This window comes from Vibrio sp. OPT24 (assembly GCF_015163545.1).
GTDB classification, from domain to species: domain Bacteria; phylum Pseudomonadota; class Gammaproteobacteria; order Enterobacterales; family Vibrionaceae; genus Vibrio; species Vibrio cyclitrophicus.
In genome coordinates this window covers 254,960-276,988 of sequence record NZ_JADDYI010000053.1, presented here as the reverse complement: position 1 = coordinate 276,988, position 22,029 = coordinate 254,960, and the positions used below count along the sequence as shown (strand labels likewise).

General features: G+C 41.9%; 18 protein-coding genes and 1 pseudogene. 12 read left to right on the top strand and 7 right to left on the bottom strand.

Annotated elements, in window-relative coordinates:
- The 6 genes from IQO02_RS22230 to IQO02_RS14870 form a co-directional block, all read left to right on the top strand.
- The coding region (locus IQO02_RS22230; RefSeq protein ID WP_228006059.1) for an NAD(P)(+) transhydrogenase (Re/Si-specific) subunit beta at positions 1 to 716 on the top strand (716 nt) is incomplete at its 5' end.
- Positions 717 to 981: 265 nt separating this feature from the next.
- Positions 982 to 2,454 (top strand): sensor histidine kinase VxrA, encoded by a 1,473-nt coding sequence (gene vxrA / locus IQO02_RS14890; RefSeq protein WP_010429689.1) that lies wholly within the window; start codon positions 982 to 984, stop codon positions 2,452 to 2,454.
- The gene (vxrB, locus tag IQO02_RS14885; protein WP_010429687.1) at positions 2,429 to 3,088 is read left to right on the top strand and encodes a response regulator transcription factor VxrB; all 660 of its coding nucleotides are present in this window, start codon (positions 2,429 to 2,431) and stop codon (positions 3,086 to 3,088) included. Before vxrA ends, vxrB begins: the two co-directional genes overlap by 26 nt.
- The gene (locus IQO02_RS14880) at positions 3,088 to 3,975 is read left to right on the top strand and encodes a DUF2861 family protein (RefSeq protein ID WP_010429685.1); all 888 of its coding nucleotides are present in this window, start codon (positions 3,088 to 3,090) and stop codon (positions 3,973 to 3,975) included. The genes vxrB and IQO02_RS14880 overlap by 1 nt, the downstream gene beginning before the upstream one ends.
- Before the next feature lie 50 nt (positions 3,976 to 4,025).
- Positions 4,026 to 5,171: a conjugal transfer protein TraF gene (locus IQO02_RS14875; RefSeq protein ID WP_010429683.1), complete on the top strand. Its 1,146-nt coding sequence runs from the start codon at positions 4,026 to 4,028 to the stop codon at positions 5,169 to 5,171.
- A 41-nt stretch (positions 5,172 to 5,212) separates the two neighbouring features.
- A complete protein-coding gene (locus IQO02_RS14870) occupies positions 5,213 to 5,365 on the top strand; it encodes a YoaH family protein (RefSeq protein ID WP_010429681.1) in 153 nt (50 codons plus the stop codon).
- A gap of 1,435 nt (positions 5,366 to 6,800) precedes the next feature.
- Here IQO02_RS14870 and IQO02_RS14865 read toward each other — a convergent pair.
- The 3 genes and pseudogenes from IQO02_RS14865 to IQO02_RS14855 all read right to left on the bottom strand — a co-directional run.
- Positions 6,801 to 7,547 (bottom strand): annotated as a pseudogene (locus IQO02_RS14865) (ISNCY family transposase); the annotation flags it as partial.
- A 319-nt stretch (positions 7,548 to 7,866) separates the two neighbouring features.
- The gene (gene yciH / locus IQO02_RS14860; RefSeq protein WP_008221404.1) at positions 7,867 to 8,178 is read right to left on the bottom strand and encodes a stress response translation initiation inhibitor YciH; all 312 of its coding nucleotides are present in this window, start codon (positions 8,176 to 8,178) and stop codon (positions 7,867 to 7,869) included.
- A 3-nt stretch (positions 8,179 to 8,181) separates the two neighbouring features.
- Positions 8,182 to 8,550 carry a DUF3319 domain-containing protein gene (locus IQO02_RS14855; RefSeq protein WP_010429671.1) on the bottom strand — a complete coding sequence of 123 codons (369 nt, stop codon included), beginning with the start codon at positions 8,548 to 8,550 and terminating at the stop codon, positions 8,182 to 8,184.
- Positions 8,551 to 8,650: 100 nt separating this feature from the next.
- Here IQO02_RS14855 and IQO02_RS14850 point away from each other — a divergent pair, with 100 nt between their 5' ends.
- Positions 8,651 to 9,619 (top strand): tyrosine-type recombinase/integrase, encoded by a 969-nt coding sequence (locus IQO02_RS14850; protein ID WP_010429669.1) that lies wholly within the window; start codon positions 8,651 to 8,653, stop codon positions 9,617 to 9,619.
- Positions 9,620 to 9,783: 164 nt separating this feature from the next.
- On the opposite strand, the gene IQO02_RS14845 is transcribed toward IQO02_RS14850, so the two are convergent.
- Positions 9,784 to 10,779: a D-alanine--D-alanine ligase gene (locus IQO02_RS14845; protein WP_016799348.1), complete on the bottom strand. Its 996-nt coding sequence runs from the start codon at positions 10,777 to 10,779 to the stop codon at positions 9,784 to 9,786.
- Positions 10,780 to 10,959: 180 nt separating this feature from the next.
- Positions 10,960 to 11,523, bottom strand: a complete 564-nt coding sequence (locus tag IQO02_RS14840) for an SPOR domain-containing protein (RefSeq protein WP_010429664.1) — start codon at positions 11,521 to 11,523, stop codon at positions 10,960 to 10,962.
- Positions 11,524 to 11,739: 216 nt separating this feature from the next.
- Here IQO02_RS14840 and IQO02_RS14835 point away from each other — a divergent pair, with 216 nt between their 5' ends.
- The gene (locus IQO02_RS14835) at positions 11,740 to 14,424 is read left to right on the top strand and encodes a bifunctional acetate--CoA ligase family protein/GNAT family N-acetyltransferase (RefSeq protein WP_010429661.1); all 2,685 of its coding nucleotides are present in this window, start codon (positions 11,740 to 11,742) and stop codon (positions 14,422 to 14,424) included.
- Here the strand turns inward: IQO02_RS14835 and IQO02_RS14830 are convergent.
- Entirely contained in the window at positions 14,413 to 15,300 is an 888-nt protein-coding gene (locus IQO02_RS14830) for a LysR family transcriptional regulator (RefSeq protein WP_010429659.1), read from the bottom strand. The genes IQO02_RS14835 and IQO02_RS14830 overlap by 12 nt on opposite strands.
- A 222-nt stretch (positions 15,301 to 15,522) precedes the next feature.
- Between IQO02_RS14830 and IQO02_RS14825 the strand changes: the two genes are divergently transcribed.
- On the top strand, positions 15,523 to 17,670 hold the full coding sequence (locus IQO02_RS14825; RefSeq protein ID WP_016799349.1) for a TonB-dependent hemoglobin/transferrin/lactoferrin family receptor: 2,148 nt from the start codon (positions 15,523 to 15,525) through the stop codon (positions 17,668 to 17,670).
- Positions 17,671 to 18,028: 358 nt separating this feature from the next.
- Here the strand turns inward: IQO02_RS14825 and galE are convergent, their stop codons facing one another.
- Positions 18,029 to 19,042: a UDP-glucose 4-epimerase GalE gene (gene galE / locus IQO02_RS14820; RefSeq protein ID WP_010429653.1), complete on the bottom strand. Its 1,014-nt coding sequence runs from the start codon at positions 19,040 to 19,042 to the stop codon at positions 18,029 to 18,031.
- Between the two features lie 332 nt (positions 19,043 to 19,374).
- On the opposite strand from galE, the gene IQO02_RS14815 reads away from it, so the two are divergent.
- The 3 genes from IQO02_RS14815 to IQO02_RS14805 all read left to right on the top strand — a co-directional run bounded on the left by IQO02_RS14815 (position 19,375) and on the right by IQO02_RS14805 (position 21,959).
- Positions 19,375 to 20,118, top strand: coding sequence for a 5-oxoprolinase subunit PxpA (locus IQO02_RS14815; protein ID WP_010429651.1), 744 nt, complete (start codon positions 19,375 to 19,377; stop codon positions 20,116 to 20,118).
- Positions 20,119 to 20,248: 130 nt separating this feature from the next.
- Positions 20,249 to 21,016: a 5-oxoprolinase subunit B family protein gene (locus tag IQO02_RS14810; protein WP_010429648.1), complete on the top strand. Its 768-nt coding sequence runs from the start codon at positions 20,249 to 20,251 to the stop codon at positions 21,014 to 21,016.
- Complete coding sequence (locus IQO02_RS14805) at positions 21,009 to 21,959, top strand: biotin-dependent carboxyltransferase family protein (RefSeq protein WP_010429646.1); 951 nt, start codon at positions 21,009 to 21,011, stop codon at positions 21,957 to 21,959. Before IQO02_RS14810 ends, IQO02_RS14805 begins: the two co-directional genes overlap by 8 nt.
- The last annotated feature ends 70 nt before the right edge of the window (positions 21,960 to 22,029 follow it).

Here is a 22,029-nt window from a genome sequence, read left to right as displayed (position 1 = left end):
CTGGTTGGGCGGCGGCGGCGGCAGGTTTCATGCTGGCAAACGACCTGTTAATCGTAACGGGTGCATTGGTTGGCTCGTCAGGTGCCATTCTGTCGTACATCATGTGTAAAGCAATGAACCGATCGTTTATTAGCGTTATCGCTGGTGGATTTGGTCAAGAAGTGGTTGTGTCTGATGGTGATGAAGAGCAGGGTGAACATCGTGAAACATCGGCTGAAGATGTTGCGGACATGCTGAAAAACTCTAAGTCAGTTATCATCACTCCAGGATACGGCATGGCAGTAGCTCAAGCTCAATACCCGGTGCATGAGATTACTGAAAAACTAAGAGCACAAGGTATCAATGTTCGCTTTGGTATCCACCCAGTTGCGGGTAGGTTACCGGGTCACATGAACGTACTGCTTGCTGAAGCAAAAGTACCTTATGATGTCGTTCTTGAAATGGACGAAATCAACGATGACTTCAATGAGACAGATACTGTATTGGTTATTGGTGCAAATGACACTGTTAACCCAGCAGCATTAGAAGATCCAAACAGCCCAATCGCTGGCATGCCTGTATTGGAAGTTTGGAACGCTCAAAATGTTATCGTGTTCAAACGCTCGATGAATACCGGTTACGCTGGCGTTCAAAACCCATTGTTCTTCAAAGAGAACACGCAGATGCTGTTTGGTGATGCTAAACAGAGTTGCTTGGGTATTTTAGAGCACCTATAAAAGTTAGAACATGTTGTAATACTAAGGAGCTCAATTGAGCTCCTTTTTTTGCTCGTAACGATGTTGCACGTATTTGGAGCTCTTACTTAACTGATGAAAGTTCCAGTTGCTCTCTTGTAAGTAGGTAGGCAGGTATGTTTCTAAATATCTCGGCGTATTTGTCTACAATCCCGCAAGGCAATCGTTGTCCCTTGAATCAACATTGTTTTTCACGCGGTTAAAAATTTATCTTTGATAGCGAATGGTATATATTTGTTTGATCTATATGAATTTGCGTTGGTTTGTGATCATCAAAAAAACATTGACTCTTCTTATTGCTACGTTATCAGTCTCAGTAAACGCCTTTGCTGACTCTTTGCCTGAGCGTATCGATAACTTTACCAAACTCTTTGATCATGAAACGGCCGTTGAATCTTATGATATTCGACTGCTTCAGGCTGATTATCCAACTCGGTTGATCATGCCATCTTCTATGCTGCCACAAACAGCAGAGTATCCGTTGAAAGACATCCAACGCCTATACCAATTATCTAAAACTTGCAGCGGAAAGTTGCCGTTAAGTCCTTTGATCACAGAGCCTTTAGTTTTCACTCGTGCATTATGTAAGGGAACGAAACTTTCCGACCGTTGGTTTAGTCGCAGTGGCTTGATTCACCCTGGTGGCGGCTCTTATGCTGCAAGGTACGTTGAGAAGTACCCAGAAAAGTTTGATGATTTGAAGCGCTTCATGCACATCCAAGAACGACCAAATACAGAGCATGACGAACTCTTATCGCGTTTACAACAAATGGATAACGAGGCCATAACCGCATTGTTAGCTGGCGCGAGTATGTTTGTTGAGCTTAATGAGATGTGGGTAAAACGCGGTGACCGCTACTATCTATACAAAGAATCGGTGTGGAATGAAAATGCAACGCTAGCCGGGTTGTCTTTCAGTTTGTCGTCAGAAGGCAACAGCTGTTTCGTGCAGCGCGGTAACGTGTGTTGGGAAATCGAAGATCATTCAGAACTGCTACAAGTCGCAATGTTTATCTTGGTTATCGCCAACATCATGCTGGTTTTAGGCTGGGCGGTTTACCGCTGGAATAGCAAAAAACAAGAAATGAAAAGCCGGATGTTGGTGCTTCAAATTTTAACGCATGAATTAAGAACGCCCATCGCGAGCTTATCTTTGACGGTTGAAGGGTTTAGGCGTGAATTCGAACACTTGCCAGAATCGGTATATGATGAGTTCCGTAGATTGTGTGAAGACACCCGTCGTTTAAGACAGTTGGCGGAAGCTAGTAAAGACTATTTGCAGTCGGATAACCAACCACTAGCCACTGAGTGGGTGCCAAGTGTTGAGGAGTGGTTGCAATATAAAGTTGAAGAAGATTTCGCACCGGGAATTGAGTTACGTGTGAATAAAGACATTGCTGCAAAAGTGAACGTATATTGGTTAGGAACGTGTATCGACAACCTAATCAGAAACGCCGTGAAGTACGGTGTGGCTCCAGTGATACTAGAACTGAATACTTCTGACAAGAAGCTGACATTCAAAGTTATAGATAATGGAGACTTATCCCGCAAAGATTGGGGACAGCTAAGAAAACCATTCGTTAGTAAGAGTGGACTAGGTTTAGGTCTGACAATAGTTGAATCTATGGTCGGAAAAATGGGCGGTCACATGACGCTTATCGGCCCCCCAACAACATTTATTTTGGAGATACCTTGTGAAACAGACATTGCTTCTCGTTGAAGATGATAAAAATTTAGCTGACGGTTTATTAGTTAGCCTTGAGCAAGCTGGATATGAATGTTTGCATGCTGAGCTGATCTCTGAAGTTGAAGGCTATTGGGAACAAGCGGATCTGGTTATTCTAGACCGTCAACTTCCTGATGGTGACTCAGTAGATTCGCTTCCAAGCTGGAAGAAAAAGAAAGATATCCCGGTTATTTTGTTGACGGCTCTCGTCACAGTAAAGGACAAAGTAGCGGGCCTAGATTCAGGCGCGAACGATTACCTAACTAAGCCATTTGCAGAAGCTGAGCTTTTCGCTCGAATTCGCGCCCAACTTCGCCTACCAGACGCTGAAGAACAAGATGCCTCAAAAGTTATCGCTCAAAATCTTGTTATTGATAAAGCGACTCGTGAAGTGTTCTTTAATGAACAAGAAATTACGCTAACGCGAACAGAGTTTGACCTACTATTGTTCTTAGCAAGTAACCTTGGCCGTGTATTTACACGTGATGAGCTGCTTGACCACGTTTGGGGTTACAACCATTTCCCAACAACGCGTACTGTAGACACACATGTTCTGCAACTAAGACAGAAGCTGCCAGGTCTAGAAATTGAAACGCTACGTGGCGTTGGTTATAAGATGAAAGCATAATGAAAAAAGCCTTACTTCCACTATTAATGCTGTCGAGCGTTATAAACACGGCGCACGCAGCGGATTGGTTTAAGAGCAGCGACGCTCTAACTCAAGTTCACAAACACCTTTTAGATAACGACTTGTCTCAGATGTTTGATTCGTTAGTGGAAGTTTGGCAAATCAACTCTTCTCAATCTCGAGAGGATCACCTCAATGAACTGTTCGCTCAAGCGTTGAACAAAGATTGTGGTAAAACCCTAACCAAGAAAACCTTACCTGATTGGATAAGTTCGGTAGTTGTCAAAAGACACATCATTCAAAGCCCTGGACGTGATACGTTTCGAGTAGCGATTGATGTTGAATCTAAAAACAACATTCAAGGCATCACCTTTGAAAAGTGGGTTGATAGAGTTGTTTCGTCTGATAGTGAATTCTCCAAAGACGACGAACTCGTCAATAACGCATCAGCAAGCCTTTACCATAAGCGTTATAATTTAGCATCTCAACTAGATTCGGGCCTGTATCGTGTAAGCGTTAAAGATGATGCAGGAAACTCGTGGAGCACTTGGGTTATCCTTGGTGAAATTGTCATGCGCCAACAAGTTCGTTGGGCATCAAAAGACACGTGGCGAATCGATAAAAAAGAACTGCTAAATCCATACTGTCCGCTACCTAAGCTTGAAGTCGGTTTGTACGATTATGTCGACGAACACTACGATAAGGTGTGGGGTAAGAGTTACGAGTCTGATTATCCAATGAGTTTGACGGGCGAAGAACTGCCTAATGATCGTTATGTATTAGCCGTTTCGATGGTGCATTCTCGCTGGCAAGGTGACATAGCGATAGAACAAGCACAAACTATCAGTAAAACTTATGATATTTCTAGCGAAGAAGAGTTAAAGTAATTTAGAATTGTGCCGTTAACTATGTAAGGGATCTCACAAAGATAAACGGCATGAAAAAAACTACAAAACTACTCGCAGCGTCAATTGCATTCGCCAGTCTTCCTCTTTCAGCAGCAAACTACGCCATTGAAGCGCGTGGTGATGCGATGGGTGGTGTTGGTGTTGTTTCAGCAAACTTCCTAACAGCTCCATTCTATAACCCAGCACTGGTTGCTATCTATCGTCGTAATGATGATATGGGTATGATCACGCCAAGTTTTGGTGGTAGCTATAACGACCCCAACGACATGAAATCGAACATTGATAGTGTTGTTGACGCATCAAGCACCGCCGAGTTAGATGCTGCTCTTAATAAACTAGACGGAAACCAAGCCAATGTTGAGCTGGGTGGTGTGGTCGCATTTGCGCTTCCTAATCAATTTGTCGCGGCAAACCTTTTCGCTAAAGCTTACACAGAATCTTTCGCGACGCCGAATGTTTACACCACAGGTTCAGATGCAGATAAAATCGAGTTGTCTACCGTTGAAGCAGTGTCTATTGGTGTAACTGAGGTTGGCCTTTCTTTAGCTAAATACCAAACCTTTATGGGCCAACACATTTCATTTGGTATCACACCAAAGATCCAACGTATATACACATACAACTACGTTGCTTCAGTTAATGATTACGACTTGTCTGATGTGAGAGAGAACAGTGATGGAGAAACTGCCTTTAACATGGATGCTGGTGCACTTTGGTTCTTCGGCCCGTTCCGAGTCGGCGTTGCGGCAACTAACTTAATCTCTAGAGACATTGAAACCAAAGATACAACTAAAACACTGACGAGTACTGGTGGTGCAATGCACCAAGTCGGCGGTAAATACACTTACCAACTTGAGCCAGTTTACACAATTGGTGCGGGTATCGTTTCTGACTACTTTACGTTAAGTGTTGATTACGATTTGAATGAGACTGAAAAATTCACATCGTTTGATGACAACGAACAGATGATTCGTATCGGTACTGAAGTTGATCTGTTGCGTCAGCTAAAGCTAAGGGGAGGGTACTACAAGAACCTCGCTTACTCTGACTCAGAAGGTACTGTCACAGCCGGTATTGGTTTGTCACCGCTAAATTTATTCCAGCTAGACATCAGCGCTAACTACACGAATGAAAACGCTATGGGTGCTTCAATCAATTTCCTTGCTAGTTACTAATACTCCTTATATGATTCTGCTCCTAAACAAAGGAGCAGAGCATGTTAAACGACTTACCAACCCTTTCTCACGAAGAACAACAGAAAGCTGTTGAACGAATTCAAGAAATGATGACTCAGGGCATCAGCACAGCACAAGCTATCAAAATGGTTGCTGAGCAAATTCGTGAAGAAATGAGTAAAAAAGAAGAGTAGGGCATCAGCCCTTCTTTTTTAACACCTTAATGCACTATAACTAAATATATTGCCCTCTAGCATATTATCTCGTACATACCCACTCTTTAGTCACCCTAATTTCCAGCCTAATCAAAACCCTTAAATTTAGTCAATTCAGCAAGTTACAGCGGAGTAATTTACTTTACAGGCTTTTCTCGGTTTATATTTGTAATTAAATTACAGCAAGATCTGAAAGTAAAACAATTGCTATTTTAGGTGTCAGCATTTGTGTCAGTGGTTCAATGTATGGTGTTTTTTAAGACTAGTGACGTTGTGACTTCTGTTTTTAGCGGATACGAGTACATGAATGTTTATAATCAGACAAATGAGGATTTCATATAAGAACAGTGCGAGATAAGTGACGACGGTAATGTTTAAAACCGATACCGCGAGTGACTTACCACCGCTTAGAGCAAGCTTTACTAGCCAAATACGCGTCTTTAAGAGCAAGTGTTTAGGAGACTTAGAGGCGTAGGGAGCTGTTTATAGAGGGATACGTATCAAGCAGAGAATGCTATCGATGACGTGATAACATATGCGTTATTGCAATGCCGATGGTGAAAGCGCTTAGAGGTGTCCGAATCGAACGTAGAGAGATTGAGCCCTTTACCTTGGGTCGATATAACGAACTCTAAACTATAGGTCCGTTCAAAGTCACACTGTAACTTAATGCCATCCTCTGACTTATGTAATGAGCCTACGGTACCACCATCGTGGTCTCTGTCTGTGTTAACGCGTATAGGGTATTTGTCTGGTGTAATAACGTAGCTCTTATTCATGAGCGTATTAAAAGAGATCAACGACACTAGAGTGATTGCGAGTCAAAAAATCGAAAGGAATATGTTGAGTTTTCGGAATGCTTTGTCACTCATTATATTACCTGCGCACGTGACGTGAATGTTATGCCGTTGGCGCAGTCCGAGGCTCTATTGATTAGCCTCGGTGGAATCTACATACCCACACTTACTTTATACAGGAAAGAGATAGGTTGAACCTGTAATTAAATCAAATTGAAGCGATATTACATTGATTTTGAATGGAATTTGAGCAAAAAGTGCGGTTTTTACGGGGTGTAAAGATTGTACTGTTTATTTATACAGTGTAACTGGCAGCGTATAACGTTGTGTGAAAATAAAACTAAACACATGTTTATACGGCTAGACTTGATTCAGTATTAGAACATGCAAAGCTTATTACTTTTCAATCTTTGCATGCGCTTTAGTTGCAGTGTCACTTTTATATGGCTGGAGTTATAATTAGGACTTTTATGAGCCTCAACCTTTATCGATATCGACTTAAACCATTGTTATAAAATGGTTTATTGGCTAAAACCTGTACCATATTCGTGCTACAAATTTGACAATTCTACTTCTCGAAACTTTTTCGGCTAACAACTTAAACAACGTTGTAGAAAAGCGAACTCAACGCGGCCTTTGGCTTGGGAGCTGTTGGCACAGATGAGTTCTATCGCCAGTTCTTTCAACACGCGCCCGTATTGAGTTTGGCCAACTTGTTTGTGTTTCTCCTGATTCACTCGAAAAATAGAGTGCTTATCACTGTAAAATGCGATGGGCTTGCCGTGCTCATTGAGGTATTCACACGTGGTCATCATGTAGTCAAACGCGGATTCTGTCTCGCTGAATCTTAGGTTCATCAGACGGCCAGTCGCATCATCAATGAACACCAATAGGCAGCATTTGTCACAGCTGCCTTCAAACCAGTCATGATGGGAGCCGTCAATTTGGATAAGTTCACCCAAGCAATCACGACGGTAACGAGGCTGATAGACCCGAGGTTTGCGTTGTGAATGTGGAAGCCACAGTCCGTCGGCGATCATCCATTGACGTCAAGTTTCGTTTGATATGGGCAAGTTGTGCAGCTTAGATAACTTTTCTTGAGCGAGTGTTGGTGAGAAGTCGCTGTAGTTTTCACGGACAAGGCTTAGCACCGAGTTTCGATAACCACTTGAATAACGATGATTGCTAGGCTTACCGCGAGCGCGATGAGCCAATCCGCTCGCACCGTATTTACGAAGTCGGTTCATCAGGAGTTGGATGTGACGGACACTCAAGCTGAGGATCTCGGCAGCATCGGCCCGACGTATCCGTCGCTGACACACATATTCAATTACTTTAAAACGATTGATCTCTGAATCACTCATAGTCACCAGCATGTTGTTATGTCCATAGCGTTTACCAATATCAATTAAGCCTAGTGGTGATGAGCTAAAGGGACATTTTAACTTTAGAAAATAGTGACATTACTATCTGGGGTTTACAACCTAAGTGCGTATTATGTACGTTATGTTAAATATGATTTGACGTTTATAAGGCAGGTATCTTTGTGTGATGCCCTGCCTTTATTTGGTGTCGGTATTCTCTGATTTATACTGTGTATTTAACCATGTTGGCTATTTACCATAAAATACCTAATAACCAGTGATAATAATCTTCGATTTTACCCCTGGCATTAGTTAGAGCTTAACCGCCAGCAAACTTAACTTTGTAGCCTTTCTTTTCAAGGTGCGCTTTAATCTTGTCGCGAGCGTCGCCTTGAATCTCTATGTTGCCATCTTTTACAGAGCCACCGCAACCACATACTTTTTTAAGTTCTGCAGCCATTAGTTTCAATGGTGCGTCATCTAGATCTAAGCCTGTTACGACAGAAACGCCTTTGCCTTTGCGGCCTTTGGTTTCTTTTTGGATTCGAACGATACCATCGCCTTTAGGACGTTGGACTTTCTCTTCTTCAGGTTTAATGCGACCTGTTTCTGTTGAATATACTAGGCTCATAAATTACTTCTTTTGTTGCTCTGCTTTTTGTTTAGCGAGTAAGTAAGCTTCTATATGACGTTGGATTGCAATTTTGCCGCCTTTAATTAAGCGACCGTTAAACATGCAATACCACGCATTAGGCTCTCCGGTGTCATTCTTTATCTGGTAGCCGTTAAAGTTTTCACTTGCGCCGCCAGCTCCTCTGGACTTACTTAACGCTGTGAACTCTTTTGGATCAATAATAGATGCGGTGTCAATCCACCAATCAATACTCTTCTTCACGGCAGCTAGATTGCCTTGAATAACATTGTTTTTTAACTTCGCACGCCAAACCGTGTTATTTGCATCTATCGACTGAAGATGGACGCTTCGGTAAATTGAATTAGCCATATCTATTAATCATCTTTTTGTTTTCACTGCATTAATCATAAGTATACTTTTAATGATATCAAGCATAATATGGTAAAAACAGCTGTTCAGGTACGGTAATTTGAGAAAAAAAGTCCCTATTTTAACTGACTTTGTGACAATTAATTCATTTGTTGAAAAATTAAACAGCAAAGCGACAATTGAAATTATAGATGAGTTAACAGGACATCAGTACTCTCATAATTCACTGTTAGGTATCTATAGTGATTGGAATCGCTACCATGCGTTCTGTACTAAACATCGTATCAACACACTCCCTGCATCTATTACTGCTGTTCGTCGTTTCCTCGAAACTGAATCCAATGACAGAAAGTACGCCTCTCTAAAACGTTACACTGCAACACTTAGTTTGTTGCATACTGTGCTTAACTTTGCCAACCCGATTAAACATAGGCAAGTTCGTTTTACCCTACTCCACTTGCAAGCTCAAATGGCCGGTGACGCTAAACAAACTAATGCGATGACATCTGCACACCTGACTGAATTGAACATGTTGCTTTCTCATCAAAAAGCAAACTTAAAAGAGGTTCGTGATATTGCTATCTATAATGTGATGTTCGAGTGTGCGTTAAAACGTTCTGAGCTTAAAGCGTTAAAGATGAATGATATCGAGAGTTACGATGAAGGCTATCAGATAACCATTAAGGATTCGGCTTACAAGCTGTCACAAGTGGCTAGTGTTGCACTACAGCGATGGCTTTCTTTTACTGGTTCAGAAGATGAACTTCCTATGTTTCGTGCAATAGATAAGCACGAAAATATTAGGCTTCAACCTTTGGATGATTCTTCTATATACCGAATATTAAGAAGAGCGAGTGATATACTAGGTTTAGCAGATAACCACCATTTTTCAGGTAACTCGATTCGTGTGGGTGCCGCACAAGAGTTATCAAAACAGGGTCTTAAGGTAAGAGAGATTCAGGATTTTGGACGTTGGCTCAGTCCTGCAATGCCCGCGCAATATGTGGGCTATACCGGTACTGCTGAGAGCGAGAAAATGAAATTTAAAGCGATTGTACCTTGGCAATAAGTTGATAATGCAAAGGTACAACCGCTAACGAGATCAGCAAACGCATAACGATCAAATTATCGCGTGACCCAAGGTATGACTTGTTATAAAACGGCTAGTACCTTGTTGATCAAGCTCAAGGCACTATGCAGATAACCGTTTAGATTCGTTTGGTATAAAGCGAACTAAGCAAGACTGGTTCTTACGCAGTTTTCTAAGAACTGGCTAAATTTATGTCCATCGTGTTCAACCATTTTAGGGAACATAGAAATTGGCGTCATACCTGGGAAAGTATTGACTTCATTTAGGTAGATCTCGTTGTCTTGCGTTAAGAAGAAATCAATACGAGACAAGTGACGTAGCTTCATTTGTGTAAATACTTTGCGTGCACTGTCTGCAATCAATTCACGCTGCTCATCCGTTAGATTACTTGCTTCCACTTCAGTGATTGAGTGACTGTCTGCGCTGTATTTCTCTTCATATGAGTAGAATGCGCCATTTGGTGCAATCACTTCGCCTGGCTTACTAATGTGTAGCTCACCATCGATTTCATATGCGGCAACTTCTAGCTCTCTTGGTACGACTGACTTTTCAATAAGTACTTGATCTGAGAAGGTAAACGCCTTATCGATCGCTTCACTCAGTTCTTCAACTTCATTTACCTGGTAACAACCAACAGAAGAGCCTTGGCGAGCGGCTTTTACGAAGACTTTCCCCCAAGTTTCAAAAGCTTGGGTTGCTTGTGCGTGTGTTTGTTCTGTGTTGTCTGATAGGAACAAGTAAGGTGTGTTTGGGATACCAAGTGCATCGTACCAAAGCTTTGAAGTGATCTTGTTAAAGCTATTGTTACTCGCTTCAGAGCCACAACCTAGATACGGAATCTTAGCCATTTCAAACAATGACTGGATGTCACCTGTTTCGCCAGGAAACCCGTGAATACAAGGTACAATGAATTCGACTTTAGACTCGAAGTTATCGCCACGTAGTGTTTGATCGTTAATATCAAGGTAAACTAATTCACCAGAATCTAGACACCAACCTTCACTCTTAATTTCAACTCTCACAACGTTAAAATCAGCAACGCTGTCGAGCTGTGTAAAAAGATAATTGGCTGAAACTAAAGACACTTCATGCTCTGAAGATCCACCGCCGCAAAGAAGAAGGATGTTTGTGGTGTTCATGGGTAAATTCGGTCCTTGAAACTAGGAATACTGACTTCAATGATAAACAAAAGTCGAAATAGGTACAGTGTTTTGAAAGCTAAAATCGCCATCTAAAGATCGAGCGATTAACTATTAGACAAAACGGCTCGTCATAAAACAAAAGAAGGAGCAATTTGCTCCCTCTTTCTGAATTAAAACTTAGTTTAACTTGTTAAGCGTTGGGTATTCAGAGTTCTTGATGTCATCAATGCTCTTAACGAATGGTTTCAGATTTTGGAAAGTTGCTGGCAGGGTCGAAATTGCTTTCTTAGCTTCTAAGCGTGTCGCGTAGTCACCATAAAGAACTGTGAACCACTTAGTACCGTTAACCATTTTGTAGTTTTCCCAAACGGGTTGTGAAGTCGTTGGTAGCATTTTCACGAAAGAGTCGACCTTGCTCTGGCTGCCAACAGCAACGACTTGAACCGTGTAACCAAAGCGCTGGTTCATATCTTGTTGTTTCTGAGTTGGACCAGTCACTGTTGCTACTGGCTTAGTTCTCGTTGTTTGAGTCACTTTTTGTTCAACAGGCTCTGACTTAATAACGTTGACGACATTCTCTTCTACAACGCCTGTTTGCTCAGACTGAGATACAACTGGAGCTTCAACTTTGGCAGTTTTGTACTCTTCTTGATAGCTATCTGAAGTTACATTTGTAACGTAATCGTCTGATACACATGCAGCCAAGAGCAGTGGCAAAGTCACAATTGCAAATTTTTTCATGGAAAGCTCTATATCCTTAATAATAATTACTATAAATCATGCCGATACGTCGGTTTAGAATCAAGTTAACTTTGATATTATACACCATTAGTGGGTGACCTATTTCACAAACTTTATGCAGTGTTTGCTTATTCATCTTAATTCGGTGAATTTGCCATCAACCCGCAAGGGGAAAGTAAGTTACGATGAACTTACGTGCATTGCTAGGATATGTCTATGAATCATCTTGATCCCCTACTTAAACCCCGTTCGATTGCCGTTGTTGGTGCTTCCCAACAAGAAACACGAGCGGGATATATCGTTATGAACAACCTATTACACGGGGATTTCAAAGGTGCAGTGATGCCTGTTACGCCAAAATACGACTCTGTTGCTGGCGTACTTTCTTACAAGAACATTCTATCGCTTCCTATCGTTCCTGACCTCGCGGTTTTATGTACTAATGCTATGCGAAATGTGGCCATTTTTGAAGAGTTAGCTGAGAAAGGCATTGCCTCCGTGATCGTTCTGTCATCAGACATGCACCAAATAAGTGACAACGGCGAAACAATTGATTCTCGATGCCTAACTATAGCCAAAAAACATAACATCCGAGTGCTTGGCCCAAATAGCCTTGGCATCATTGTTCCGTGGTTAAAGTTGAATGCCTCTTTCTCTCCCGTGACTGCGCTGCCCGGTAAAATTGCTTTTGTTTCTCAATCTGCCGCTGTTTGTACCACCATTCTCGATTGGGCGAACGACAAAGAAATCGGTTTTTCTGCATTTATCTCGATCGGCAACGGCAGTGATATTGAGTTCTCTGAACTGTTGGATTATCTCAGTACTGATTCTCACACTGAAGCCATCTTGCTTTATGTTGACAGCATTAAAGATGCAAGACGCTTTATTTCGGCTGCGCGTGCAGCATCTCGTAACCGACGAATTCTGGTGTTGAAAGGAGGTCGAACAGCGAAAGGTCGAGCCGCTGCCATAGCGCATACTGGTGGTGCTGACACATTAGATATTATCTATGACTCAGCTATTCGACGTAGCGGTATGTTACGAGTTAAGAACTTACATGAGCTGTTTGCCGCGGTAGAAACACTGACTCATTCGGTGCCCTTACGTGGCGAGCGTCTTGCTATTGTTACCAATGGTGGTGGCCCCGCAATTATGGCCGTGGATACTTTATTTGATCGTGGCGGCAAACTCGCTGATTTATCAGAACAAACACTAGAAAAATTAAACAAAGTCTTGCCATCGAGTTGGTCACACAGCAACCCGATTGATATTGTTGGTGATGCGGGTGATCAGCGTTATATCGATACACTAAATGCACTACTCGACGGGGATGAAGCTGACGCGATTCTTATTATGCACAGCCCTTCTGCGATTGCTCATTCAGCCCAGACAGCTGAGCGAATTATTAAAGCAATTAAAAAACACCCTCGACATAAGCGATTTAACATTCTAACCAATTGGTCGGGCGAGCTGACAGCAAGGCCTGCAAGAAAACTTTTTACAGAAGCCGGGATTCCAACGTATCGAACACCAGAAAGTTCAGTCGTTGCTTTCATGCACTTGGTCGAATACAGACGTAACCAACGCCAATTGATGGAAACACCGACCACAGCTGAGAAAGTTCATATTGAAGATTTAGCTGATGCGAGAAATTGGATAGAGCGACAACTACTGGATAAAGAAACAGTTAGTCTTGATACTCACCAAAACAGTCAGTTTTTCAAACACTTCAATCTTGATGTCTTACCAACTTGGATTGCTTCAGACCCAAGTGAAGCGGTACACATTGCTGAAACGATTGGTTACCCAGTTGCCGTTAAACTTCGTTCTCCAGACATTGCGCATAAATCAGATGTGCAAGGTGTAATGCTCAACTTACGAAACAGTAATGAAGTGGCTAATGCTGCTCAAGCGATCCTTGATCGTTCTCAGCTGTCGTACCCTACGGCGCATATACATGGTTTGTTGATTCAAGGAATGGCGAAACTCGCGGGCGGGCAAGAACTACGTGTAAAGGTCACGACCGATGAGACTTTTGGCCCTATTATTTTACTTGGTCAAGGAGGTTCAGAGTGGGATGAATCGATTGATGCGGCAGCTGCATTTCCACCACTTAATATGACACTGGCTCGTTACCTAATCATTCGAGCAATAAAAAGTGGCAAAATTCGTCTGCAAAAGCTTCCTAATCCGATTGATATAGAGGGACTCTCAGAACTGCTGGTTCGTATATCTCAAATGGTGGTTGATTGCCCTGAAATACATGATTTGGATATCCATCCAGTACTAGCCAATGGAGACAAGTTCACAATATTAGACGCAGATATTATCTTGAAAGCTTATGAAGGTGATCCTCAAGAACGGTTGGCAATACGTCCTTATCCTGTAGAGCTCGAAGAAAACATTCAACTCAAGGATGGCACAGAGGTGCTGTTACGCCCTATTCTCCCTGAAGATGAACCACTTCACGCAGACTTCATTAATAGAGTATCGAAAGAAGATCTTTATAAGCGTTTTTTTAGTGATGTGGGTGAATTCAATCATGAGGCATTGGCTAATTTTACTCAGATTGATTTCGACAGAGAAATTGCTTTTGTGGTTGTTCGCAAAGAACAAGGTGTTCCGGCTATTATCGGTGTATCAAGAGCGCTAATTAACCCAGAAAACACAGATGCAGAGTTTGCGATATTAATTAGGTCTGATCTGAAAGGTGTCGGATTAGGTCGAATTCTTCTGACTAAAGTTATCGACTACTGCCGAGCAAAGCAGACCAAGCAAATGTCTGGGATGACGATGCCAACGAACAGAGGCATGCTAACACTAGCTCAAAAGTTGGGGTTTGAGCTAGATATTAGTTTTGAAGACGGTACTGCGGATATGGTGTTGCCGTTACTTGAGTGACCATGTCTTTTTAATGTGCTGAATACACCATGATTTGGCGTCGCCCATTTTATTGCGTCGCCAAGCCATGACGATATCAATAGCTTGGGGTTCCGTTCCTACAATTCGCTGAAGCACACCAGATTCAATCAGTGGTTCCGCGATAACACTCGGTAAAGTGCCTATGCCTAACCCTGTTGTTAGAGCTTCTACTTTTGCTGGGAAACTCGTTACGGTTAAGCGTGGTTGTTTTTCTAATATATTAATACTTAGTGCGGGTTGATCGCGTGCTGTATCGGCAATTGCAATAACCCTGTAACTTTCTCTGGCCTTCTGGTCGAACTCACCAGAACGTTTGTGAACATAATGGTTTGATGCTGCCACCCAAACCATTTCTATTTTACCTATTACGTCACTTTTAATGTCGTTTGGAATTGTATCAAGCTTTGGGCACACAAGTAAGTCAGCTCGGCCATCGGCCAGAGATTCCCAACATCCAGCTAAGATTTCTTCTTGTAAACGAACGCGTGTTTTACTGATTTTACCTAGTTCATCAACCAGTGAGAAAAAATTACTAATCGGAATAATACCATCAAAGGCGATAGTTAGATCTAGCTCCCAACCATTAGCAAGAATACTCGCATCGTTAACGAGTTGTTCAGTCGCACCAAGAATTATCCTGCCTTGTTCTAGTATTAACTGCCCCGCTTCCGTGAAATTTGCACGATGCCCAGACCGATCAAAAATCATGATGTCTAGATCTTGCTCCAACTTCTGAATTTGGTAACTCAATGATGATGGCGCTCGGTCCATTTCATTCGCTGCTGCGGCGAAACTTCCACGACGATCGATAGCATCTAGTATGTGTAATGCTTCAAGTGTTATTGGGCTATGCATAGCTTTCCTACTATAAATTGAGATTTACATCACAAAAACAGAAGCATTCACAAAATGAATGGAACTGAATAAGTCTTTTTAATACAAGTGATTAAGAGCATTAATTATGAATTAGTTGATAAAGTTGAAAATTAATTAAATGCAAATAATAGTAATTATCATTTAGATCCAATATCATCTTCGCAAATCAAGATAATACTATGGAACTAAGGTAACTATCAGATGTATAAGCAATCCCTACTCTCTGCTTCAATCGTTTTAGCGCTTTCATCAACGTCAGCCTTTGCTGAAGATTATGCCCTATTTGATGAGGTTGTTGTATCCTCGACGCGCACGAATCAAACACTTATCAATACAGCGGCTTCTGTTGCAGTCATCTCCGATGAGCAAATCGAAGAGAACATGGCAAAAAATGTTAACGAAATCTTCGAATACACTCCAGGTGTAACGATGAACTCGAGCTCTCGACAAGGTGCACAAACCATCAACATTCGTGGCATGGAAGGTAAGCGCGTAAAGATTTTAGTGGATGGCTCATCGCAACCAGGTTCATTTGATGGTGGCCCTTACGCATTTATTAACTCTAGCGGTATTTCAATCGATCCCGATATGCTGAAAAGTGTCGAAATTATCAAAGGTGCGGCTTCAAGTTTACACGGAAGCGACGCTATTGGTGGTGTTGTCGCCTTTGAAACTAAAGACCCTTCTGATTTCTTAAAAGATGGAGAAGACTTTGGCGGTCAAGCGAAACTGTCTTACTCTTCAGAAGATAACTCTTTCAGTGAGCACGTTGCATTAGCTAATCGATTCGATGACCTAGAAACATTGGTAGCCTACACTCGTCGAGATGGTGAAGAGTTGCAAAACTTCCGTAACCCTAACGACTTAGAGAACTACGCTGTAGAAGGTCAAGATACTTCAGCAGATAATCTTTTGGTTAAGTTGCAATATCAGTTAAACGAAAGTCATCGTATCGAGTTTTTAGCTGAGCTAATCAAAGATACTTCAGACTCTGACATCTACCACTCAAGCTACGATAGCTATACAGGTGCTGATGACACAACGCAAAATCGATTCGCTATTAAGCACATTTGGTTCGCTGATGGCACAATTGCCGATACTGTAACGAGTAAAGTATCGTACATTTCTAAAGAAGAGAATGGTGTAACTAAGCGCTTTAAACCTGCAGGCCCAGGTATGCCACCTTGGGTACCAGCTAACAACGACAACTTACAAACAAAAGACTACGAGTACACTGAAGATAAGCTTGAAATCGAGACTCAGCTAGATAAAGAAATTAACAACCATTACCTAGTGTATGGTGCAACTTATACACATAGTGACATCAGCAACACCAATATGGAGTATAACTCTGATCCTGCTACTGATAACCAACTTTATGTATATACTCCAGATGCTAAGGAGCAAAAATTTGGCTTGTTTATTCAAGACGAAATTAGCTTAGTGAATGACAAACTTATTGTTACCCCTGGTGTACGCTTTGACTATTTCTCAACTGATCCTGGTAACAACACCACTGAGACGTTGAGTGATTTCTCAGATTCTGCGGTAACTGGTCGTTTAGGTTCAATATACAAACTTACAGATACAGGCACTATTTTTGGCCAAATTAGCCAAGGCTTTAGAGCCCCTTCTTTTGATGAACTTTACTATACATATGATAACCCTGGACATGGGTACGTAAATGATCCAAATCCAGATCTTAAATCAGAAACCAGTATTTCATACGAGCTAGGCTATCGTCACAACACTCAAGCTTCATCATCTGAAATCGCGGCCTACTACAGTGACTACGATGACTTTATCGAGACAGTGGTTACGAAAAAGGTTGGTGGAACAACGCACTATTCTAACGTTAACTTGGATTCGGCAACGATAAAGGGGCTTGAATTCTCGAACACGTTACTTTGGGATGTCTTGGTTGGTGCGCCTAAGGGTATTTCAACTCACTTCGTAGCTTCATACACAGAGGGTGAGGACGGAAACGGAAATGCACTAAATAGTGTTAACCCTTGGAATGCGGTGTTAGGTCTTAACTATGATGCGCCAAACCAAAATTGGGGTACTAGCGTTAAGTTAAACTACACAGCTGACAAATCTGGTTCAGACATCAACTTCGATGACGAAAGTGGCGGTAACGCAGGCCAGGCTGAGCTTCCAAGCGCAACAGTTGTTGATTTAACAGCTTACTACAAACCAATGAAGGATCTGACGATTCGTGGTGGTGTGTTCAACTTAACTAACGAAGAGTACTACCGTTGGAATGATATTCGCGGTGATGATGAACTTTACAAAGAGAACACTCAAGCGGAAAGAAACTACGGTATTTCAGCTAAATACGAATTCTAACTCGTTAGAAAACTTAACGACAGAATCTGATACAGCAGAAACTAAAAAGCCAGCTTAATTGCTGGCTTTTAATTTATTTCACTAAAAAATTGTATAAAAAAGGTAATAAGTGAAATTACTTCTCTGCCATCTCTTTTTTAACCATTACTGCAGCAGCAACGATGAAAGTGATGATTAGGCCTAGTTCCATGATTAACTCCAAAGAAAATTAACATTAAACATATAATTCGCGAGCATAATAACACAGCGGATACAGAATGATACTTTTTAACCACTAATTTACTTTTTATTCGATTAAGATCAAAAAAGATGCCCGAAAGCATCTTTTAATTTTTGAATCATTCACGAAACCACTAGGTTAACCAGGGAATCCATTCGGGTTTGTTGACTGCCAGCGCCATGTATCTTCGGTCATTTCAGCCAATGTGCGGCTTGCATTCCAGCCCAGTTCTTTCTGAGCTTTAGCTGGATCTGCCCAACACTCTGCGATGTCACCAGGACGGCGTTCAACTAGCTTGTAAGGGATCTCTTTACCGCTTGCTTGTTCGAATGCTTTAACCATGTCTAACACACTTGAACCGTTACCCGTACCAAGATTGTAGATATGAAGACCATCTTTGCGCCCTACTTTCTCCAGTGCTGCAATGTGCCCATCAGACAGGTCCATAACGTGGATGTAATCACGTACGCCAGTACCGTCTTTTGTTGGGTAATCGCTACCAAATACAGACAGGAATTCACGTCGGCCAACAGCTACTTGAGATACGAATGGCATTAGGTTGTTTGGAATACCTTGTGGATCTTCTCCTAACTCACCACTGGGATGAGAACCAACAGGGTTAAAGTAACGCAACAAAGTGATGCTCCAATCTGGGTTTGCATTTTGGAAATCTGTTAAGCACTCTTCAACCATTAGCTTACTGCGCCCGTAAGGGTTAGTCGCACTTGTTGGGAAGTCTTCAGTAATTGGTACACTTGCAGGATCACCGTAAACGGTCGCTGACGAACTAAAGACCAACGTTTTAACATTAGCCTCGCGCATCGCATCAACAAGAACTAACGTACCATTAACATTGTTGTCGTAGTATTCAAGAGGCTTAGCAACTGATTCACCAACTGCTTTTAAACCCGCAAAGTGAATAACTGCTTCGATGTCGTGTTGTTTCATCGTCTCAGTTAAAAGCGCTTTATTGCGAATATCACCTTCAATGAAGTTAGGGCGAACACCAGACACTTTCTCGATACGTTCTAGAACGCTTGGTTTGCTGTTGTACAAGTTATCAAAAAGCACAGGCGTCATGCCTGCATTGATCATTTGGATACTTGTATGACTACCAATGTAGCCCATGCCACCTGTAACTAAAACATTCATGTTTAGCAGACCTTTTAATTAAAATATTCAACCTATCACTTATGATACAACAACTTACAGTGAGTTCACAAACGCCTAGTTTCATTGATGCTCTTTAAAGAGCATCAACTGGCCACATTCTTTTCATTTGGCTCAATATATCGTGTGATTATGTTGAGTGGTCCAGTCACAAAATTTAGAATCGAACATTCTTTAACCGAACATTAAGCGTTCACTCTGCATTAATAATGAGTGCTAGATTAACAGTAGTAAAAATTTGAATTCGGTCACTGTTTAATTTATTCATATATACGAGTGTCATCAGATACCCAAACCTAAAGGAATAGCGACAAGTGACGACGAAGATTTTGCTTAATTGCGATATGGGAGAGAGTTTCGGCAACTGGAAAATGGGCGATGATGAGTCGGTTATGGAATGGGTCGATATGGCAAACATTGCTTGTGGCTTCCATGCGTCTGACCCTCACGTGATGTCAAAGACAATCAAACTTGCGCAGCATTACCATACTCAAATTGGTGCTCATCCGGGCTACCAAGATTTGGTTGGGTTTGGACGTCGCTCAATCCCGCATACCATGGATGAAATAAGTGAATTAGTTTGTTATCAAGTGGGCGCATTACAAGCGCTTTGCCGCTATCACCATACCTCTATTGGGTATGTGAAACCTCATGGTGCCCTTTATAACGATATGATGGCGAACACCGATGTTTTTAACGCAGTCGCTCAAGCGGTAGCTGAGTTTAATATTCCTCTGATGATTCTCTCTTCTTCTGATAACCAACAGTATTTAGATATTGCTGATGATCAAGACTTACCTCTTTTGTTTGAAGCTTTCGCAGATCGAGCGTACTTGAATAATGGCCAACTTGCGCCGCGAACCCGGAAAGGTTCGGTTTACGTTAATCAAGATGACATCTATAACCAAGTCATGCAAATTGTTAATTATGGTTCAGTAACGACGATTGAGGGTGAAAGACTGCCCATTGAGGCAGATACAATTTGCGTGCATGGTGATAACCCTCAATCCATCGCTCTGATTAGAAAAATCAGACAAGATCTTAATACGTTTAATTAGTACGAAGCGTAAGTCTATCGCACGCTAATTATTAAGTAATGATTGTTAAATCCTATGTGACTTAGGACATGGAAGTTAAAAAGCTAAAGCTAAGTTGAAAAACAAGAATATCAAAATGTATGGAAACGAAATGACGACGAATCCGATTGAATTTAATATAGCGCCGGTTGCCGAATGTAGCGTTTTAATCACGTTAACGTTGCCGCATTTAAAAGGTGATACTAATGCGATCAATGCGCAGTATATGGCTCATTTTGCTGATGCCATTCGCCAGAACTTAACAACCGTATTGATGAATGTGACACCCGCTTACCACACTATATTGGTTGACTACTTACCTTATCGAATCTCAGAGCAACAGTTTATCAAACAGCTTAATTCGCTATTAGCTGCAGCGCTTTCTTCCTTCTCAGAGACTCAAGAAACGCTCAATGTTATTGAACTACCCGCCTATTACTCACCTGAAACCGCGCTTGATTTAGATAGGTATCAGGAGAAAGGCTTATCGATTGAGGATATCATTGAATATCACACCTCTCAGACCTACAGTGTCAGCGCGATAGGATTTATTCCCGGCTTTGCCTTTATGTCGGATGTGGTGAGTAGGCTTGCGTTACCACGTCACTCAACCCCGCGTTTAAGTGTTCCTAAAGGAAGTATCGCAATTGCAGGATCAAAAACGGCGGTTTACCCATCGGAGTCACCAGGTGGTTGGAACATTATTGGCAACTGCCCTTTGTCGCTGTTTGACCACAGCCAATTGAAGAACGCAGATACTACACAAGTTCCGCTATCACTGCTGAATGTAGGTGATACTGTCCGTTTTAAAGCGATATCAAAACATGAGTTTATGGATCTTAGGTTTATAGCGCTTGGTGGAGATATCACATATGGGTAAATTAAATAATAAACCGACGCTTACAGTAGTTAAACCAGGCCCTTTGAGTTTGATTCAAGACTTTGGCCGATTTGGTGTCGCTCACCTTGGGTTGACACAAGGCGGGCCAGTTGATGATTACTCTTATAGTTGGGCTAATTATCTATTAGGAAATGCCGTTAACTTAGCGGCGTTGGAAATTACACTCGGTCAATGTGCGTTAAAAATAGATTTTGATTGTGAGATGGCGTTATGCGGCGGCGATCTACAAGCGAAGTTAGATGGTATGCTTTTAGGGAACTGGAGTACTTTCCAAGCTTTTAAAGGACAAGTCCTCTCATTTGGTCTACCTAAAAATGGATTAAGAGCGTATTTGGCAATTAAAGGAGGCTTCGATGTTCCTTCCACCCTTCATAGCTGTTCGACTGTAACGAGAGAACAGATTGGTGGGCTTGATCAAGATGGAGAACCCTGTAAACAAGGGCAACAAATTGGTTTTTCCAAGCATCGTATTACTCGCCCTTTTAAAGCGTTGAGTGTGACCTTCCGCTATAAACCGGATTACAACCTACCAGTAAATTTAAGAGTTATTGAAGGTTACCAAAGCAACCTCTTCTCAGAACCAGCAAAAGAGACGTTGTATAATACGCAATATAACGTTGACCAGAATTCGAATCGAATGGGCTATCGACTCAATGGCGAGCCAGTCGATTCCCCTGATATTTCTCTATTGTCCGAAGGTATCGCCCTTGGTGCGATTCAAATCCCACGAGATGGGCAACCGATCGTATTGCTCAATGACAGACAGACCATTGGGGGTTATCCAAAGATTGGATGTGTTGCGAGAATCGACTTACCGCGCTTGGCACAAGCCAAACCAGGGCATCCAATTTCGTTTAGTAGAGGCGATCGCTTAGGGCTTCAAGATGTATGGTGTCAGTGGGCGCAGTTTTTTGGTTATTGATCTTTTCTGTTTAGAATGGCTATTCGAAGCTTCCGCGACTATGTTCGCATAAAAAGGCGTTTAAATTATA

Bases quoted from the DNA above. Each gene is read 5' to 3' on its own strand.
- vxrA (WP_010429689.1), top strand. From the start codon at position 982: ATGAATTTGCGTTGGTTTGTGATCATCAAAAAAACATTGACTCTTCTT.
- IQO02_RS14880 (WP_010429685.1), top strand. From the start codon at position 3,088: ATGAAAAAAGCCTTACTTCCACTATTAATGCTGTCGAGCGTTATAAAC.
- IQO02_RS14875 (WP_010429683.1), top strand. From the start codon at position 4,026: ATGAAAAAAACTACAAAACTACTCGCAGCGTCAATTGCATTCGCCAGT.
- IQO02_RS14870 (WP_010429681.1), top strand. From the start codon at position 5,213: ATGTTAAACGACTTACCAACCCTTTCTCACGAAGAACAACAGAAAGCT.
- yciH (WP_008221404.1), bottom strand. From the start codon at position 8,178: ATGAGCCTAGTATATTCAACAGAAACAGGTCGCATTAAACCTGAAGAA.
- IQO02_RS14855 (WP_010429671.1), bottom strand. From the start codon at position 8,550: ATGGCTAATTCAATTTACCGAAGCGTCCATCTTCAGTCGATAGATGCA.
- IQO02_RS14845 (WP_016799348.1), bottom strand. From the start codon at position 10,779: ATGAACACCACAAACATCCTTCTTCTTTGCGGCGGTGGATCTTCAGAG.
- IQO02_RS14840 (WP_010429664.1), bottom strand. From the start codon at position 11,523: ATGAAAAAATTTGCAATTGTGACTTTGCCACTGCTCTTGGCTGCATGT.
- IQO02_RS14835 (WP_010429661.1), top strand. From the start codon at position 11,740: ATGAATCATCTTGATCCCCTACTTAAACCCCGTTCGATTGCCGTTGTT.
- IQO02_RS14830 (WP_010429659.1), bottom strand. From the start codon at position 15,300: ATGCATAGCCCAATAACACTTGAAGCATTACACATACTAGATGCTATC.
- IQO02_RS14825 (WP_016799349.1), top strand. From the start codon at position 15,523: ATGTATAAGCAATCCCTACTCTCTGCTTCAATCGTTTTAGCGCTTTCA.
- galE (WP_010429653.1), bottom strand. From the start codon at position 19,042: ATGAATGTTTTAGTTACAGGTGGCATGGGCTACATTGGTAGTCATACA.
- IQO02_RS14810 (WP_010429648.1), top strand. From the start codon at position 20,249: ATGACGACGAATCCGATTGAATTTAATATAGCGCCGGTTGCCGAATGT.
- IQO02_RS14805 (WP_010429646.1), top strand. From the start codon at position 21,009: ATGGGTAAATTAAATAATAAACCGACGCTTACAGTAGTTAAACCAGGC.